This is a genomic window from Pararhizobium polonicum, assembly GCF_001687365.1.
In the GTDB taxonomy this organism is placed as follows: Bacteria; Pseudomonadota; Alphaproteobacteria; order Rhizobiales; family Rhizobiaceae; genus Pararhizobium; species Pararhizobium polonicum.
Map to the genome: position 1 here is coordinate 159,204 of NZ_LGLV01000016.1, position 16,775 is coordinate 175,978.

The following is a 16,775-nucleotide window of genomic DNA, read 5'->3' on the forward strand; positions in this document are numbered from 1 at the left end:
TTATCTCAAAGCCAGCCGCCGGAAAAGCCTGCACGTCCCAGGCCACGCCGAATGACCGGCGATTGGCGCAGCATGTCCCAGAACAGGCCGCTACGATGGTTTTCGATCATCATCACCAGAAGCCCCTGGTCAAGACCGACGCTGCGATCGTTGAGCCAGCCCTCCGGTGTCCTGCCGGGAACACTGGGGTTGAAGCTGCCGACAAAGCGCCCCGCTTCGATCACGCCGGGATAGCTCGAAAGAATGTGCCGGGTGGCGGCCATCGCGGCTTTCGGCTCGAACGGCAGGCAGGCGAGCGGCGCCCAAGGCGCAAGCGTGCCGTCGTCCGGGCCAAGGGGAGCGCCGCGCGCGGCATACCCGGCAAACTGCTGCCGGCGCCCGTCCTGCAAACGGCGGGGGCGCTGCGGTCCGTCGCAGGATGTCAGCCCCCAAGTATCGGCGCCGTAACCGGCAAAGCCGCCGGGATTGTCGACGGCATAGGTCCGCTGGACGGCGATCGCACGGCGGGTGTTTTCGAAATAATCCGTATCGTGCGCCGCAACGGCCGCATCGCGGATGCCGCGAAAATCGATCCATGCATGCGAAAACAGGTGGATGAACAACGGGCCGGCATAGAGGAACGGCTTGTCCTTCACCGTCATCCAGTCGAACTTGGCGGCAAAAGCGTCATAGCTCTCCTTGCCGATCGGATAGGACGGAGAGGCAAGCGCCAGAACATAGAGGATGATCGCTTCGCTGTAGGATTCCCAGCGGTAGGGCAGAAACCCCGTCCGTGGTTTCCAGCCGAGCCACAAGGCCCCCTTGCCGTCGAGTGCCCAGGCCCAGTTGACCCGCGCGTAGAGCATGGCGGTAGAGGACCGGATCTCCGCCTCCACCGCATCGTCCTGATCGAAATAGGCAGCCGCCGTCAGCATGCCGGCGATGAGGAGCGCGCTGTCGATCAGCGACAACTCACTGCGCCATGTCCGCTGACCGGTCTTCATATCGAGAAAATGGTAGTAGAGCCCCTTGTATCCCGTCGCATCCTTGTCGCGGTTCTGCGGGGCCTGGGTAAAGAAGCGCAGTGTTGCTAGCGTTCTGGCAGCCGCATCCTGCCGGCTCATCCAGCCTCTTTCTACACCCACGGGATAGACGGAAAGCCCGAACCCCGTCGCAGCAATGCTGGAAGGAGCACCCGCGAGCGAGGTATCGGCAATCAAACCATTGTCCGGATTGGAAAATTCAAGGAAATAGCTGAAGGCCGCTTTCTGGAGCCGGTCGAGGAGGACCATGTCGGTATCGTTTTTCAGCAGCATTGCATCAGGCACTCCCATCAACCATAAGTTTCACCATAGTGCAGTTGCATCGGCAAATCACCGATTGTTGAACTCGCCCACATCCGAAACCATCGCCTGACCGGGGAGCTGTGCTACACTTTTTGCTTCTACGACCAGCAGCGGTGATTGGATGACATGATGTTCACAACACTTGCGATGCTTTTAAGCCTCTCCGGCAACGCCATCGTGACCCCGGCAAACGACATGGCCCAGGTCGATGTCGCACTGGTGCTTGCCGTCGACATGTCGGGCTCGATGGATCTCGAGGAGGCGCGGGTGCAGCGCATGGGCTATGTCGAGGCTCTGCGCCATCCCGATTTCATCAACGCAGTGACCGCAGGCCTCAACGGCCGGATCGCCATCAGCTATTTCGAATGGGCAGGCAGCGTCAACGAGACCTCGGTCATCGGCTGGCAGGTGATCGACGAGGCTCAGGATGCCGCAGCCTTCGCGGAACAGCTTGCCTCCCGGCCCGTCTACACGCGCCGGGGCACATCCATTTCCAACGCAATCTCCTTTGCGACGAAACTCATCGCCGCCAATCCGCACGATGCAATGCGCCGGGTGATCGACATATCCGGCGACGGGCCGAACAATCTCGGCCCGCCCGTCGATCCCGCCCGCAACGCCGCCGTCGCCAGCGGCATCGTCATCAACGGCCTTGCCATCCTCATCCGCCCGTCCGGCACGCAAGGCTCGCTCGACCGCTACTATGCCGACTGCGTCATCGGCGGCCCCGGTTCATTCGTGCTACCGGTCCATCAGCCGGAGGATTTTGCCGTTGCCATCCGGCAGAAGCTGGTGATGGAGGTCAGCAGCCGGGAACCGCCCGAACGCATCATTCCAATCCAGATCACCCCGCCTACCGACTGCATGATCGGCGAAAAGCTGCGCCCCGGCTTTCTCGACCGGGTCTATCCCGAGCTGGAAAAATAAGCTCCCCGATGATCATCGGCCTGCCCTGCTCCTGAAGACGAACAGTTTCAGTACAACCGACATCGTGCAGATCCTGCGGCGTTACGATCCGGATGCGCTGGCCGACCGATCTGACGCCTGCAGCGATTCCATCACCCGCGTAGCGGCTTCACGTCCAGCAACAATCGCGCCTTCGATATAAGCCGGGAATGACGAGGCCAGTTCCGATGCGGCAAAATGCACGGGCGGCGCGCCGGCCCGGATGATCGCCTCCGCGTCATAGGCCGACAGGCCGGTGATGACGTCGCTGTAGCCTCCGCCACTCCAGGCATCGTCAACCCAGTCACGCATCCGGAAATCCATATACGCCCCGGCCTCGTTGCCAAATGCCGCGACGAGACGGCGGATGATTTCGGATTGAATGAATTCGGCCCCCTTGCCGCTCCAGTCCGCAGCCAGCGAACCTCCGGCAAACAGCACCAGTGCCGCCGCCCGCTCGCTGCTGACATCGCAGGCGAAAAGCCCGAGAACATCGCGCCACATGACCATGCCGCTCAATCCGCCATCGCGCCAGAAAGGCCGCTCGTAGCGCACCAGCACCTTGATGACCGCCCCGCTCTTCCAGGCACCGAATGCATCGATCAGCGGCTCGGGCAGAGCAGGCTCATAAGCAATGCGCGACGCCATCACCGGCGGCACGGCCACGACGACCTGCCGTGCCGTGAAGACATCACCGTTGGCATCGCTCACCGCCACCGCACCGCTCGTTCGCGCAATATGCGCAACGGGCGTATTCAGCCGCAGGCGAGAGCCAAGCGTCGCCGCGAGAGCCCCTGCAACGGCATGCGTCGAGCCTTCGACGAAATACTGCAGCTCGTTGCCATTGCTGAGCGTGCGCCGGTCGGTGTCGATCATGTACCAGAGCGGCATCTCGTGGATCGGGCGGCACCAGAGCCCCTCGACCATCGCCTGATAGCCGGCCTTGGCTGCCGGAGAATCGCTCTGCCGGGCCAGCCATGTTTCCGCCGTCAGGCCGGCAATATCCGGATCGCGCGGGTCGATCCTGTTGGCGCGCGCCCGGATACGGCTGGATTCGGCAAAACTGTAGCCGGCCTCCGTCAAGCCAGCATCGGGCTGCATCAGCAAGGCACCCTCCATCGGCGTCTCCACCAGAGGAAAGCCAAACCGCCGCGTCAGCGCCATAACTTCCGGCATCTCGTCGCAAATGAACTGGCCGCCCATGTCGACCCGCACATCGTTCGAAAACACCGCCGGCTCCACCCGTCCGCCAACACGGTCCCTCGCCTCAAGCAGGATGACATCGAGCCCGGCGGAAACCAGCGCATCCGCTGCCGAAAGGCCCGTAAAACCGGCGCCGACGACAACCACATCCGCATGATCATTGCCCGATGGCATCTTTGCCGCTACGTGGTCCATTTCCACACCCTCATCCGCCTTCACTCTCACCATTGCCTTCTTGCCCTTCAGGCTGCGAACGATGGTCATCGAGCGCTTCCGCCCGCTTTGTGCCGCCGCGCAGATGAGTGGAGAATGCAAACTGCTGTCAAGGCCTTCCACAGGTCTTCCAGCTGCGGATATCCACGACACCGGCCGGTCGGCCGAACGATCGGTATCGGGAAGCCGAACGCGAACAACCATAAAGCGATGGTTGAAGCACGGCGGAATCATATTCTGAAGCACATGCGCTTCGGCCTTGAAATTGAAGGGATATGGCCAACCGGATGTTTCCGCCGGGTGGCAGGGATCACCCCTCGCTCGGCGCAAACTCCGCCATGCCCCCCGTGTAGACTTTCGCCAGCGGCGTTGCGTAGGAGCCGCGTTTGCTGGTCGTCAGCCGCTGCGCAATCAGCGCCTCCGCCTGCTTGACCGCGGCCGACACGCCATCGATCACCGGCACGCCATAGTCCTGCTGCAGTGCATAGGCGAGATCGGCCATGCCGGCGCAGCCAAGCACGATGGCTTCGGCGCCGTCCTCCTCCAGCGCCAGCTCGATCTGGCGGCGCAGTTTGTCCAGAGCGCCGGACGCGGGATCTTCCAGTTCCAACACCGGGATATCGGCGGCACGGACTTTTGCCCGGCCGCCAAAGCCGTAATGCCGTGACAGATTTTCGAGCAGCACCCGCGAGCGCTCCAGCGTCGTCACCACGGTAAAGCGCTGGGCCAGCAAACCCGCGGTGATCAACGCGGATTCGCAGAGCCCCAGAACCGGGAAGCCGGCCAGCGACCGGGCCGCATCGAGCCCGGTATCATCGAAGCAGGCAATGACCGCCGCTTGCACGCCTGCCGCTTCCGCCTTCCTGATTTCGGCGAGCAGGCCAGGCAAGGCCAGCGCGCCGTCATAATGCCCCTCGATCGAAACCGGCCCCATCTGCGAGGTCGCTGCGATGATTTCGGTTCCGGGGCCAGCGACGGCGCGGGCGGCCTCGGCCGCCTTTTCCGTCATGGATTGGGTGGTGTTCGGATTGACGACGAGGATGCGCATGCGGGATCAGACCACTTTCGCCTGCCGGCGGCGCATCACCAGAATGATCGCGAGCGCAAGCAGGATGATGGAGAAGGAGAACAGGGTTGTGACGGTACCGAGCGCATAGAGCACCGGCGTCGTCACGTTGGTCGTCATGCCGTAGATTTCCAGCGGCAGCGTGTTGTAGGTGCCGGATGTCATCAGCGTGCGGGCGAATTCGTCATAGGACAGCGTGAAGCCGAACAGGCCGACGCCGATCAGGCTGGGCGCGATCATCGGCAGCACGACATGGGCGAAGGTCTGCCAGGACGAGGCCCCGAGATCGCGTGCCGCCTCCTCATAGGCCGGCGAGAAGCGATTGAAGACGGCGAACATGATCAGCACGCCGAACGGCAGCGTCCAGGTCAAGTGCGCGCCGAAGGCGGAGGAATACCATGCGGGCTTCAGACCGAACTGCTGGAAGACCACGCCGATGCCGAGCGAGATGATGATCGACGGCACCACGAGGCTGGCGACCGTCAGATAGAACAGCACTGTCGAGCCACGGAACTTGCGGCGGAAGGCGAGACCGGCCAGCAGCGACACGACGACGTTGACGATCATCACCATCAGGCCAAGAGAGAAGGAGCGCTTGAACGACGCCCCGAAATCGCCGACGGCCTGCTGTTCGAACAGGTTGAAGAACCAGTGCACCGAAACGCCGTTGAGCGGAAAGGTCAGGCCGCCATCCGGCCCCTGGAAGGAGAGGATGAACACAGCCGACAGCGGCCCGTAGAGAAAGAAGACGAACAGCGCGAAGAAGGCGGCAAGCACATAAAACTCGAGAGTGCGTTTCTCATGGCTCATCTCAAAGCTCCTTGCGGATATCGACGACGCGCAGGATCGCGGCGACCATCAGAAGCACGACGATCAAAAGCACCACGGCATTGGCGGCGGCGGCCGGATATTGCAGCAGCGACATCTGGTTCTTCATCATCAGCGCCACCGACGCGCTCTGCCCGCCCGACATCACCTGCACTGTTGAAAAATCCGCCATGACAAGCGTCACGACAAAGATCGAACCGATGGCGATCCCGGGCTTGGCGAGCGGAATGATGACATTCCACAGGATCTGCCAGCCGTTCGCCCCGGCGTCACGCGCCGCCTCGATCAGCGAGCGGTCGATGCGCATCAGCGTGTTGAAGATCGGCGTCACCATGAACAGCGTGTTCAAATGCACCATGGCCAGCACCACGGCAAAATCGGAATAAAGCAGCCATTCGATCGGCTTGGGAATGATCCCCATCTCGATCAGCGTCGTGTTGACGAGACCGTTGCGCCCGAGCACGGGTATCCACGAAATCATCCGGATGATGTTGGATGTGAGAAACGGCACGGTGCAGACGAGAAACAGCACCATCTGCATGGTCGTCGTGCGAATGTGAAACGCCAGGAAATAGGCGACCCAGAAACCGATCAGCAGCGTCAGCCCCCAGACCATCGCGGTATATTTCAGCGTGTTGAGATAGGTCTTCCAGGTGACCCAGGAACCGAGCGTGTCGGTATAGTTCATGGTCAGGAAATCGGGATAGAGCCCGGCGAAATCATAGTCCCAGAAGCTGACGACGGCGATCATCAGGATCGGCAGCAGGAAGAAGAAGCCGAGGATCAGCGCCAGCGGCACCGCCTGCAGATAGGAAGCGACACGCGACGCGATTTTGCCGATGCGCGCAATGATGGGCGGCTTGGCGGGCGCCGCGATCTGTGTGGCTTCTTCCGTGATGGCTGCTGTCACGTCTTGGGTCTCCGGTTTGTCTTCTGTACCTCCCCCTTGAGGGGGGAGGTCGCAGCGAAGCTGCGGGTGGGGGTGATCCATCGGGTATCGCAGGAGGTCACCCCACCCCGGACCTTTGGTCCGACCCTCCCCCTCAAGGGGAGGGTAAAGATCATCAGGCAGCGATGAATTCGTTCCAGCGTCGGACCATGTAGCGGTCCTCGTCCATCACCGAGTTCCAGCACGCGACTGCGCCCATGCGTTCCTCGAACGAACCGCCGTCACGCACGGCACCGGCCTTCTCCATGACCTTGCCTTCCGGAGACATGATATCGCCGGCCGCAGGCTTGCCCTCGATCCAGTAGCCCCACTCGTCGGCCGACATGAATTCCTTGGCGGTGTCCATGGCGGCGGAATAGTAGCCCTGACGGTTGAGATAGCCGCCGACCCAGCCGGACGTGTACCAGTTGATATACTCATAAGCCGCGTCGAGCTGCGCGCCTTCGAGATGGGCAGCAAGGCCGAGACCGCCGCCCCATGAGCGATAGCCTTCCTTGAGCGGCTGATACTTGCAGGCGATGCCCTTCGAGCGGACGGCGGCAACGGCCGGCGACCACATCGACTGGATGACGACTTCGCCCGAGGCCATCAGGTTGACGCTCTCGTCGAACGACTTCCAGAAGGCGCGGAACTGGCCGTCCTGCTTGGCCTTGATCAGGAATTCGATCGTCGCGTCGATCTCTTCCTTGGTCATGTTGCCTTTGTCGGCATATTTGATGTTGCCGAGCGCTTCCATGATCATCGCCGCATCCATGATGCCGATCGACGGGATGTTGAGGATCGAGGTCTTGCCCTTGAACGCCGGGTCCATGATATCGGCCCAGGAGGTGATGTCGCGGCCGACGAGGTCCGGCCGAATGCCGAGCGTATCGGCGTTGTAGATGGTCGGAACCATGGTGAAGAACTGGGTTTCGCCCTTGGCGAAGGTCTTGTCGCCGACCTTTTCGACATAACCGACCGTATGCGGCGCAGTACCCTGCGCAATGACGCTGTCGGGCTTCAGCTTGCCGGTTTTGAACAGCGGGACGATCTTGTCGTAATATTTCAGCTTCTTGATATCCATCGGCTGGATGACGCCGGCCGGGAACACCTTCTTGAGAATCCAGTATTCGATATCGGCGATGTCGTAGCTATCCGGCTGGGTGACGGCACGCTGGGCAGCGGCATCGCTATCGGTTGCCGTCATTTCGAGCGTGATGCCGAGGTCGGCCTTGCACTTCTCGGCAATGGCATTGATGTTCGAAACACCGGTGCCGAACTGGCGCAGCGTGATCGGGTTCTGCGCCCAGATGGTCGGGAAGCCGGTGATCAGGCCGGAGCCGATGATCGCGCCGGTTGCCGCAGCACCGGTCTTCAGCAGACCGCGCCTTGAAATTCCCTTGGGTGTCTTGGTGTCATTGGTCATGTCAGTTCCCTCTTTTTTTGATGGTGATGGAAAGGATCAGGCGGCAATGCGGCCAAGCAGGACGGCGTCCTCAAGGCCCCAGCTGAGCGGCACCGCATCGCCGACCGATACGGGTTTTTCGAAATAATCGGCGTCGGTGGCGATGACGGTGAAATCGTCGCTGCCGGCACCGATGACGGTGATCTTCACCGAGGCCCCGCGATATTCGACATTGGAGACGATACCGTTGAACCCGAGTGTCTTTTCCGATGGCGTGGCAAGCCGCACCCGGTCGGTGCGAACGCCGATATCGATGGGCGAACCGGGCTCCTGATCGGGGCCTGCAACGGTGAACGTCTGCCCCTCGGTCACTTCCAGCGTCACGGTGCCGTTGCCGCTTTCGACCACGCGACCGGAAAGAACGTTGTGATCGCCCATGAAGCGGGCAACGAAGGCGGTGGCCGGGCGCTCGAACACTTCGCGCGGGTGTGCCGCCTGCTCGATCCGGCCGTCATTCATGATGACGATGATGTCGGCCAGCGCCATCGCCTCTTCCTGGCTATGGGTGACATGGACAAAGGTGATGCCGAGGCTCTTCTGCAGCTTCTTCAGCTCGGCCCGCATGCGGATTTTCAGGAAGGGATCGAGCGCCGACAGCGGCTCATCGAGAAGCAGCGCTTCCGGATCGGTGATCAGCGCCCGCGCCAGTGCCACACGCTGCTGCTGGCCGCCGGAAAGCTGGGCCGGGCGCCGGGTGGCATAGGGCTCCATCTGCATCAGCTTCAGCATCTCGAGCGCCTTGGCACGGCGCTCTTCCTTGTCCACACCCTTCATCTTCAGGCTGAAGGCGACATTATCGATCAGGTCGAGATGGGGAAACAGCGCATAGGACTGGAACATCATCGCCGTACCGCGCTTGGCCGGCGGTAGATCGGTGACGACGACATTGCCGAGCCGGACGTCCCCCGACGAGATGCTCTCGTGGCCGGCGATCATCCGAAGCGTCGACGTCTTGCCGCAGCCGGACGGGCCAAGGAAGCAGCAATAGCTGCCGGAAGGTATTTTCAGGCTGATGGAATGGACGGCGGTGGTGCTGCCATAAACCTTGGAAACGGATACGATATCGATTTCAGCCGCTTTGGACATCATGTCTCCCCTGTGACGGGAACGACAATGCATCAAGCGTGCCAAACCGGTGTGGTGCTGACAAACATATGAAATAATTTACTTATTTTCTCGATTTCAAAGTCGCCGCGATTTCGCACCGTGTTGGTCTTGCTTAAAATATAGCCGTTTGTCCGCAATGCGTTCGCGCGATCGTATACAATTTGATCAGCAATATGGCGACAAATTCCGATTCACTTCGCGCTCAAAGCACGCTAGAATAACGGCAAGAATCCGGAATGAGCCTTGATGAAAACCGCAGCACGTCCCGCCGAAGACCAGATCGACGTCAGCACACACTATATCCGCGACTCCATCCGCGATGCGATCGTCGATCGCCGGCTTGCGCCCGGCACCAAGCTTTCGGAAGCCGATGTCGGCGCGCTGTTCAATGTCAGCCGCACGCTGGTGCGCGGCGCCCTGCAGGCGCTCTCCTATGAAGGCCTCGTCAACGTCGAGAAGAATCGCGGCGCCTTCGTTGCCTATCCCTCACCGGAAGAAGCACGCCAGATTTTTGCTACGCGCAGGATGATCGAACCAGGCATCCTGCGGGAAGCCGCAAAGCACATGGGGCCATCGCATTTCCAGCATCTGCGGCAATTGCTGATGGAGGAAGGGCGGCTGATGGGCGAGCGCGGCCAGACGGCGCGGCGCGCGGAGATCAAGGCGTCGGGAGATTTCCACCTGATGCTCGCCTCCATGACCGGCAACGCCGTCATGCAGCGCTTCATGGACGAGCTGGTCGCCCGCTCGTCGCTGGTCATCGCGCTCTACGGCCAGTCTGCCATATCCAGCTGCGGACACCAGGAACATCAGGATATCGTCACCGCCATCGAGCGCGGCGATCTCGACCATGCCTGCCATCAGATGGTGCACCATATCGACCATATCGAGGCCGACCTCGACATGCGCGAGAACAAGGGCAGCGACCTCAAGGAAGCTTTCAAGCTTTAAGCTGGCTCCGGCAGACCCGCGCGCCCGCTCTGGCACCGCACGATCGCCAGCTGCTGTTCAGAACTTCATTTCTCAAGCATGTTCCGAAATGAATTCCCGGCCGGAACCTTCGTCAAAGCCGCGCGTTCCAGTGCTGCAATTTCGTAAAGCAGCATGAGGACGACGTTGAACGACAAACGCTTTCCCACCCCCGTCAGAGTGATACTCAAACAGAGCCAGGAAAACATCATCGCCAGCGCCTGGGACGCTGTCGAGTTCCTTCGCCGCTGGCCCGGCAAGCGCGGCATCGCCTATCGCCGCGCCCTCCAGCATTGCCTGGATGCGCTCGACGGCATTCGCAGTCCGAAGAAGGCCTGGGCTTCGTTTATCGCGGCCATGAAGGAAGAGGGCCTGCTCGCCTGATTCCCCGACGATTGCCCCGCCCCCGATGCCCGGACCGTTGCTCCGGGCATTTTTATTTTCCGGCCACGCCAACCGGCTGCAGCTTGAAAATGCGCCCCACACGGCGTTGAATAGCACCAGCACAACACGTCCCGGAGAAAAATCGCCATGGTTTTCGTCCGTTCACGACGCCACATTTTCCGGAGAGAAAACCCAATCCCGGGCTTGCCGTTCCCAAAAACGCGAATATACTCAGGAATAATTATTTCCACAGAGTGAAATAAATAAGGGAACAGATCATGGCACTAAGCTGGCGTTTCTCCGCCTTGGGCGACAGACATCGGGCACTCGGCTCCAACCTCGAAGACTGGAGCGGCATGGGAACCGCCTGGACCTACGACAAGGATATCTACGAAGAACACATCGCCGTGCGCACCAAGGCCGGCATCATGGATGTGTCCGGCCTGAAGAAGGTCCATCTCGTCGGCCCGCACGCGATTGCCGTTCTGGAATACATCACCACGCGCGACATGACCAAGGTCTACCCCGGCAAGTCGGTCTACGCCTGCATGCTCAACGATCGCGGCCATTTCACCGATGACTGCATCGTCTACCGCACTGGCCCGAACTCCTGGATGCTCGTGCATGGTTCAGGCTCCGGCTTCGAAGAAATCGTCAAGCAGGCGCAGGGGCGCAACTGCGCCGTATTGTTCGATGACGATCTGCACGACCTGTCGCTACAGGGACCGCTCGCCGTCGATTATCTTGAAAAATACGTGCCCGGCATCCGCGATCTCAAATATTTCCATCACATGCAGACGACATTGTTCGGCGCCCCGGTGATGATCTCGCGCACCGGCTATACCGGCGAGCGCGGCTATGAAATCTTCGTGCGCGGCCAGGATGCCGGCATGGTCTGGGACCGCATCGTTGCCGAAGGCAAGGACATGGGCATCATCCCGGTCTGCTTCAGCGTTCTCGACATGCTGCGGGTCGAAAGCTACCTTTTGTTCTACCCCTATGACAATTCGCAAATGTATCCGTTTGCCAACGAGCAGCCCGGCGACAGCCTGTGGGAACTTGGCCTGGATTTCACCGTCAGCCCCGGCAAGACCGGCTTCCGCGGCGCGGAAGAACATGCCCGCCTCAAGGGCAAGGAACGCTTCAAGATCTTCGGCCTACTGGTTGAGGCCGACGGTCCGACCGATCTCGGCGATGAAGTCTGGGCCGGCGACAAAAAGGTTGGCGTCATCACCTGCCCGTCCTATTCCAAGCTCACCAACCGCTCGATGGCAATCATGCGCGTCGACGTGCCCTATGCCGTTCAGGGCACCAAGCTCGAAGTGAAGGGCAAGACCGTCAACGCCCCGGCGATCGCCCACACGATCACCTTCGACGATCCGAAGAAGACGAAGCGGACGGCGCAGGGCTGACGGCATGCTCGTTCAAGGGATCAAAAGCAGGCCGGAATACAAGGGGCTCGATATCGATCCCCATGCCAAACGCCACCTCTTCGTCCTTGAGGGCGAAGGGGCACAGGCCCTGACTGATCAGGTCGAGGCCAAGGGAAAGGATTTCCTCGCAAAATCGGAAATCCTCTATCTCGCTGGCGGCGCGGCGCCGAAAGCCTATGACGCAACGCTGACGGCACTGTCGCCGGATATCTTCTGGCAGGCGCCGACGCTGCAGCCTCTGCTGTTTCGCCTGCGTGCCTGTCTTGAGCAGGCCCGCATGGGAACCCGTCTCTATATCGCCGGCACCGAGGGCATCATCGGCCAGATCATGCAGGTAGCGCTGGAATTCAGCATCGATTTCAACTCGATCCACACCGAGCATCGCGGCTCGACGGCGCGGCGCGTCCAATGCGTTCACTGCAAGGGCATTACCGACCATGTGACGACGAGCCCGTTTGCCTGTTCCCACTGCGGCCTGCCGCTCTTGGTGCGTGACCATTATTCGAGACGCCTCGGCGCCTTTCAGGGCGTCAATATCGATGCGGAAGAACCGGGGACTGCGCCTGCTCCAGAGGAGATGTTCCCGTGAGCCTCAATACCGACATGTCTGTCCGGGTCGCAGCGGTGACGCAGGTGACCGATCTGGTCAAACGCTTCCGCTTCGAGCGGATCGACGGCCACCCGATGCCGTTCTTCTCCGGCGGCGCCCACGTCGTCGTCTCGATGAACGACAACGGCCTTTTACGCCGTAACCCGTATTCGCTGATGTCCAATCCCGACGACAACAGCGCCTATGAGATCAGCGTGCTCAGGGTTCCGAATTCCCGCGGCGGCTCGATCTTCATGCACGAACAGGTCCGCCCCGGCGATCAGTTGACGGTCAGCCAGCCGGTCAATCTGTTCGCGCCGGACCATCGCGGCCGCAAGCACATCCTGTTTGCCGGCGGCATCGGCATCACCCCGTTCATCGCCATGATGGAACAGTTCAGCCGCGACAACATCGCCTTCGAACTCCACTACGCCATCCGCTCGCGCTCACATGGTGCCTACTGGCAGCAATTGCTCGACCGCTACGGCCCGCGCCGGATCAAGATCTATGTCGACGAGGAAAAATCGTACATCCCCGTCGCCGAAATCGCCGACAACCAGCCGCTCGGCACGCATCTCTATGTTTGCGGCCCGGCCGGGATGATCGACGGCGTGCTGATGACGGCGCTGAAGGCCGGATGGCCGAAGGAAAACCTGCATTCGGAACGCTTCCTTGCGCCGCCCGCCGGCCTGCCGTTCCAGGTGTTCCTCGAAAAGTCCAACATCCACATGACGGTGGGCGAACACCAGAGCATTCTGGAAGCCGCCGAAGCCCATGGCTGCGACGCCCCCTACATGTGCCGCGGCGGTGCCTGCGGCCAGTGCGAGACCGAGGTCTCATCCTGCGACGGCACGCTGGAGCACAACGATATCTACCTGTCGGACGAGGAAAAAGCCTCCGGCAGAAAGGTCATGATCTGCGTCTCGCGGTTCAAGGGCCAGCAACTCGTTCTTCAACTCTAACCCGGGAGGGCCGGACAGATGACCATCACGTTCAGGAACGAGACGTTCCGCGACGACTTCACCTTCCGCAACAGCCTCTACAATATCAGGCGCTTTCCCTTCCCCTTCGACCGCGACGAGTACATGTATTCGGTCAACATGGAGCCGCATGTCCGGGGGAAAAAGGACAGCGTTTTCGAAAACCTGATCGACGTCGACGAGCATTATGTCGCCGAGATGCAGGACCGGGCGATGGTCTTGAAGGAAGACCCGCTGCGCTGCCAGGCCCTGCCGCATATGATGGCGGCGCAATGGGATACGCTCGAACTGCTGATGGAGCATCAGGCACAGGATTATCCCGAACACTTCACGCTCGAAAAGAACGGTGACCGCTGGCGCTGGATCAACCGGCCGATGGGCATCGACGACACCTTCACCTTCGGCGATCCCGCCACCCTGCCCTATCCGCCGATGGAATACATCACCCGGCAGGCCCAGGGCGATTTCTGCATCGTCGACCAGCGCGACAACAATCTCTGGATGGATGCCGGCATGGTCACCACCCAGGCCGACTGGTCGCTCGATTTCGACATCGGCATGAACTTCATGGAATGGCACGGCCCGGTGCCGCTCGCCCACCAGATCGGCGTCTTCGACCGGGCGCTGAAATTCCTGCTCAACCTGCAGCAGGGCAAACCGACCCGCCGGCTGAACTGGACGACGACCGTCAACCCGCGGCTTGATACCTCACCGGAAAACTACCCCAAATGGGGACCCGACAGGATGACGGTGACGCCTGACAATGTCGGGGAAAAGATGCACCTGCGCGTCGAACTGCAGAGCCTCTGGCGCCTGCCGCGCTCCAACGCCATCCTTTTCGTCATCCGCTGCTACCTGATCAGCCTTAATGAACTGGTGACCGTGCCCAAATGGGGCCGGCGCCTGCCGCGTGTGCTGAAAAGCCTGCCTCCGGAGATCATCGACTACAAGGGCCTGACCCGCAACCGGCCGATCATGATCGACTGGCTGGCGAAATATGACGACGGGGCAGTGACGAGCCCGGGGATTTATCCGGATTGAGAGTTCAAACCCCTCCCCAACCCTCCCCACAAGGGGGAGGGAGCGACCTCTTCCTGTAGATCCTCCGGAATTCTTTCCGGCAGCCACATGGAACTTGCGTCGCCGAATGCGCTGGCGAGAGGGGCCAACGGGTTAAGCCCTCCCCCTTGTGGGGAGGGTTGGGAGGGGTCTTCTCCACAAATATCGCAGATACGAACAAAAACTAAAAAGGGAACTGACAGACATGACCAGAGTTGCCGTCATCGGCGCGGGGCCCTCGGGCCTGGCCCAACTGAGAGCCTTCCAGTCCGCCGCCCAGAAGGGTGCCGACATTCCCGAAGTGGTCTGCTTCGAAAAACAGGCCGACTGGGGCGGCCTGTGGAACTACACCTGGCGCACCGGCCTCGACGAATATGGCGAGCCGGTCCATGGCAGCATGTACCGCTATCTCTGGTCGAACGGACCGAAGGAGTGCCTCGAATTCGCCGACTACTCCTTCGAGGAACATTTCGGCAAGCCGATCGGCTCCTATCCGCCCCGCGCCGTGCTATGGGACTACATCAAGGGCCGCGTCGAAAAGGCTGATGTGCGCAAATGGGTGCGCTTCTCGACGCCGGTGCGCATGGTCCGCTTCGATGAAGAATCCAAGACCTTCACGGTCACCGCCCATGATCGTGTCAACGACGTCATGTATGACGAGATCTTCGACTATGTCGTCGTCGCCTCCGGCCACTTCTCCACCCCCAACGTCCCCTACTTCGAAGGCGTCAAGACCTTCGGCGGCCGGGTGCTGCATGCCCATGATTTCCGCGATGCGCTGGAATTCAAGGACAAGGACGTGCTGATCGTCGGCCGCAGCTATTCGGCCGAGGATATCGGCTCGCAATGCTGGAAATACGGCGCGAAATCCGTGACCACCAGCTACCGTTCCAAGCCGATGGGCTTCAAATGGCCGGAACGCTTCGAGGAGCGGCCGCTGCTGCAGAAGCTCGTCAACAAGACCGCCCATTTCGCCGACGGTTCGACCAAGGAAGTCGATGCGCTGATCCTGTGCACCGGCTACCTCCACCACTTCCCGTTCCTGCCGGACGACCTGCGCCTGAAAACCGCCAACCGCCTGTGGGCCGACGATCTCTACAAGGGCGTCGTCTACGAACCCAATCCACAGCTGATGTATATCGGCATGCAGGACCAGTTCTACACCTTCAACATGTTCGACGCCCAGGCCTGGTTTGCCCGCGATGTGATCATGGACAGGATCAAGCTGCCCTCCAAGGACGAGATGAAGGCGCATTTCGCCACATGGCGCGCCCGCGAGGAAACGCTTGAGGATGCCGAGCAGATGATCTGGTTCCAGGGCGATTACGTCATCGAATTGCTGGAGGACACCGACTATCCGAAGTTCGATGTCGAAGGCACCAACCAGACCTTCATGGAATGGGAACACCACAAGGCCGAAAACATCATGGGCTTCCGCGACAATGCCTACAAGTCGCTGATGACCGGCACGATGGCACCCAAGCATCACACGCCCTGGCTCGAAGCGATGGACGACACACTGGAAGTCTATCTGAAGAACTGATCGCGTTTTCAGCGCGATGCGCCGGAGGCCGATACAATGGCCTTCGGCACAGCCATTTGAAATAACGGAATATTATCCAAGACAATCGATACTCCGCCTCTCCGCCCTCCAGCCATTACCGGGTCAGCCATGGATTTTCTGAGCAGCGTTCTCGGCCGCATGAATGGTTTCCTCTACCGCTGCCGGGCCGACGAGCATTATACGATGCTCGACATGACCGACGGCATCCAACGGGTTTTCGGCTATCCCACCGACGAGATCGTCGGCAATCGCGTCCGCACCTTTACCTCGATCCTGTGCGAGGAAGACGTGCCGCTCATGGACGAGGTTGTCGGCAAGGCGCTGGAAAGCCGTACCGACTGGACGCTCGAATACCGCATCCGCCACGCCAGCGGCCATTTCATCTGGGTGACAGAAACCGGCGGCGGCGTCTGGGACGAGAACGGCGAACTGCTCTATCTCGAAGGCAGCATCGTCAATATCGAATCGCTCTACCAGCGCATCGACGAACAGACCGCCGACATGCGCGCCACAGCCTCGCGCACCGCCGAAATCCTGCATTCGCTGCGCTACCTGAAACTGCTCGCCGTCAACGCCGGCATCGAAGCAGCCCGCGCCGGAACGGCCGGCGCCGGCTTTGCCGTGCTCGCCTCCGAGATGCGCACGCTTGCCAACGATTCCGAAGCCGTCGCCCGCCAGATCGCCAGCGCCCAGCGCAAGTCGAACTGAGCCGGCTCG

At 60.9% G+C, this 16,775-nt stretch carries 15 protein-coding genes and 1 pseudogene; 9 read left to right on the plus strand and 7 right to left on the minus strand.

What is annotated here, in order from left to right; genetic code table 11:
• Nucleotides 1-5 precede the first annotated feature (5 nt).
• A complete protein-coding gene (locus tag ADU59_RS23750) occupies nucleotides 6-1,295 on the minus strand; it encodes a glucoamylase family protein (protein WP_068957232.1) in 1,290 nt (429 codons plus the stop codon).
• A 159-nt stretch (nucleotides 1,296-1,454) separates the two neighbouring features.
• Here ADU59_RS23750 and ADU59_RS23755 point away from each other — a divergent pair, with 159 nt between their 5' ends.
• Nucleotides 1,455-2,252 carry a DUF1194 domain-containing protein gene (locus tag ADU59_RS23755; protein ID WP_068957234.1) on the plus strand — a complete coding sequence of 266 codons (798 nt, stop codon included), beginning with the start codon at nucleotides 1,455-1,457 and terminating at the stop codon, nucleotides 2,250-2,252.
• Nucleotides 2,253-2,333: 81 nt separating this feature from the next.
• On the opposite strand, the gene ADU59_RS23760 is transcribed toward ADU59_RS23755, so the two are convergent.
• The 6 genes and pseudogenes from ADU59_RS23760 to ADU59_RS23785 form a co-directional block, all read right to left on the minus strand.
• On the minus strand, nucleotides 2,334-3,737 hold the full coding sequence (locus ADU59_RS23760) for a flavin monoamine oxidase family protein (RefSeq protein WP_338012949.1): 1,404 nt from the start codon (nucleotides 3,735-3,737) through the stop codon (nucleotides 2,334-2,336).
• A 259-nt stretch (nucleotides 3,738-3,996) separates the two neighbouring features.
• Nucleotides 3,997-4,734 (minus strand): aspartate/glutamate racemase family protein, encoded by a 738-nt coding sequence (locus ADU59_RS23765; protein WP_068957236.1) that lies wholly within the window; start codon nucleotides 4,732-4,734, stop codon nucleotides 3,997-3,999.
• A 6-nt stretch (nucleotides 4,735-4,740) separates the two neighbouring features.
• Nucleotides 4,741-5,562: an ABC transporter permease gene (locus ADU59_RS23770; protein ID WP_068957238.1), complete on the minus strand. Its 822-nt coding sequence runs from the start codon at nucleotides 5,560-5,562 to the stop codon at nucleotides 4,741-4,743.
• A 1-nt stretch (nucleotide 5,563) separates the two neighbouring features.
• Nucleotides 5,564-6,397: pseudogene (locus tag ADU59_RS23775) on the minus strand (ABC transporter permease); the annotation flags it as partial.
• Between the two features lie 247 nt (nucleotides 6,398-6,644).
• Complete coding sequence (locus tag ADU59_RS23780) at nucleotides 6,645-7,934, minus strand: ABC transporter substrate-binding protein (RefSeq protein ID WP_068957240.1); 1,290 nt, start codon at nucleotides 7,932-7,934, stop codon at nucleotides 6,645-6,647.
• Nucleotides 7,935-7,970: 36 nt separating this feature from the next.
• Nucleotides 7,971-9,059, minus strand: coding sequence for an ABC transporter ATP-binding protein (locus ADU59_RS23785; RefSeq protein WP_068957242.1), 1,089 nt, complete (start codon nucleotides 9,057-9,059; stop codon nucleotides 7,971-7,973).
• Nucleotides 9,060-9,326: 267 nt separating this feature from the next.
• On the opposite strand from ADU59_RS23785, the gene ADU59_RS23790 reads away from it, so the two are divergent.
• The 8 genes from ADU59_RS23790 (at nucleotide 9,327) to ADU59_RS23825 (ending at nucleotide 16,766) form a co-directional block, all read left to right on the plus strand.
• Entirely contained in the window at nucleotides 9,327-10,031 is a 705-nt protein-coding gene (locus ADU59_RS23790) for a GntR family transcriptional regulator (protein WP_068957244.1), read from the plus strand.
• Nucleotides 10,032-10,196: 165 nt separating this feature from the next.
• The gene (locus ADU59_RS23795) at nucleotides 10,197-10,433 is read left to right on the plus strand and encodes a DUF982 domain-containing protein (RefSeq protein WP_068957246.1); all 237 of its coding nucleotides are present in this window, start codon (nucleotides 10,197-10,199) and stop codon (nucleotides 10,431-10,433) included.
• Nucleotides 10,434-10,711: 278 nt separating this feature from the next.
• Nucleotides 10,712-11,845, plus strand: a complete 1,134-nt coding sequence (locus ADU59_RS23800) for an aminomethyl transferase family protein (protein ID WP_068957247.1) — start codon at nucleotides 10,712-10,714, stop codon at nucleotides 11,843-11,845.
• A 4-nt stretch (nucleotides 11,846-11,849) separates the two neighbouring features.
• Nucleotides 11,850-12,455: a dimethylamine monooxygenase subunit DmmA family protein gene (locus tag ADU59_RS23805; RefSeq protein ID WP_068957249.1), complete on the plus strand. Its 606-nt coding sequence runs from the start codon at nucleotides 11,850-11,852 to the stop codon at nucleotides 12,453-12,455.
• Nucleotides 12,452-13,417 carry a PDR/VanB family oxidoreductase gene (locus ADU59_RS23810; RefSeq protein WP_068957251.1) on the plus strand — a complete coding sequence of 322 codons (966 nt, stop codon included), beginning with the start codon at nucleotides 12,452-12,454 and terminating at the stop codon, nucleotides 13,415-13,417. Before ADU59_RS23805 ends, ADU59_RS23810 begins: the two co-directional genes overlap by 4 nt.
• An 18-nt stretch (nucleotides 13,418-13,435) precedes the next feature.
• Nucleotides 13,436-14,476, plus strand: a complete 1,041-nt coding sequence (locus ADU59_RS23815) for a heme-dependent oxidative N-demethylase family protein (protein ID WP_068957253.1) — start codon at nucleotides 13,436-13,438, stop codon at nucleotides 14,474-14,476.
• A gap of 223 nt (nucleotides 14,477-14,699) precedes the next feature.
• Nucleotides 14,700-16,037 (plus strand): NAD(P)-binding domain-containing protein, encoded by a 1,338-nt coding sequence (locus ADU59_RS23820; protein WP_068957255.1) that lies wholly within the window; start codon nucleotides 14,700-14,702, stop codon nucleotides 16,035-16,037.
• Between the two features lie 129 nt (nucleotides 16,038-16,166).
• Entirely contained in the window at nucleotides 16,167-16,766 is a 600-nt protein-coding gene (locus tag ADU59_RS23825; RefSeq protein WP_068957257.1) for a PAS domain-containing protein, read from the plus strand.
• The last annotated feature ends 9 nt before the right edge of the window (nucleotides 16,767-16,775 follow it).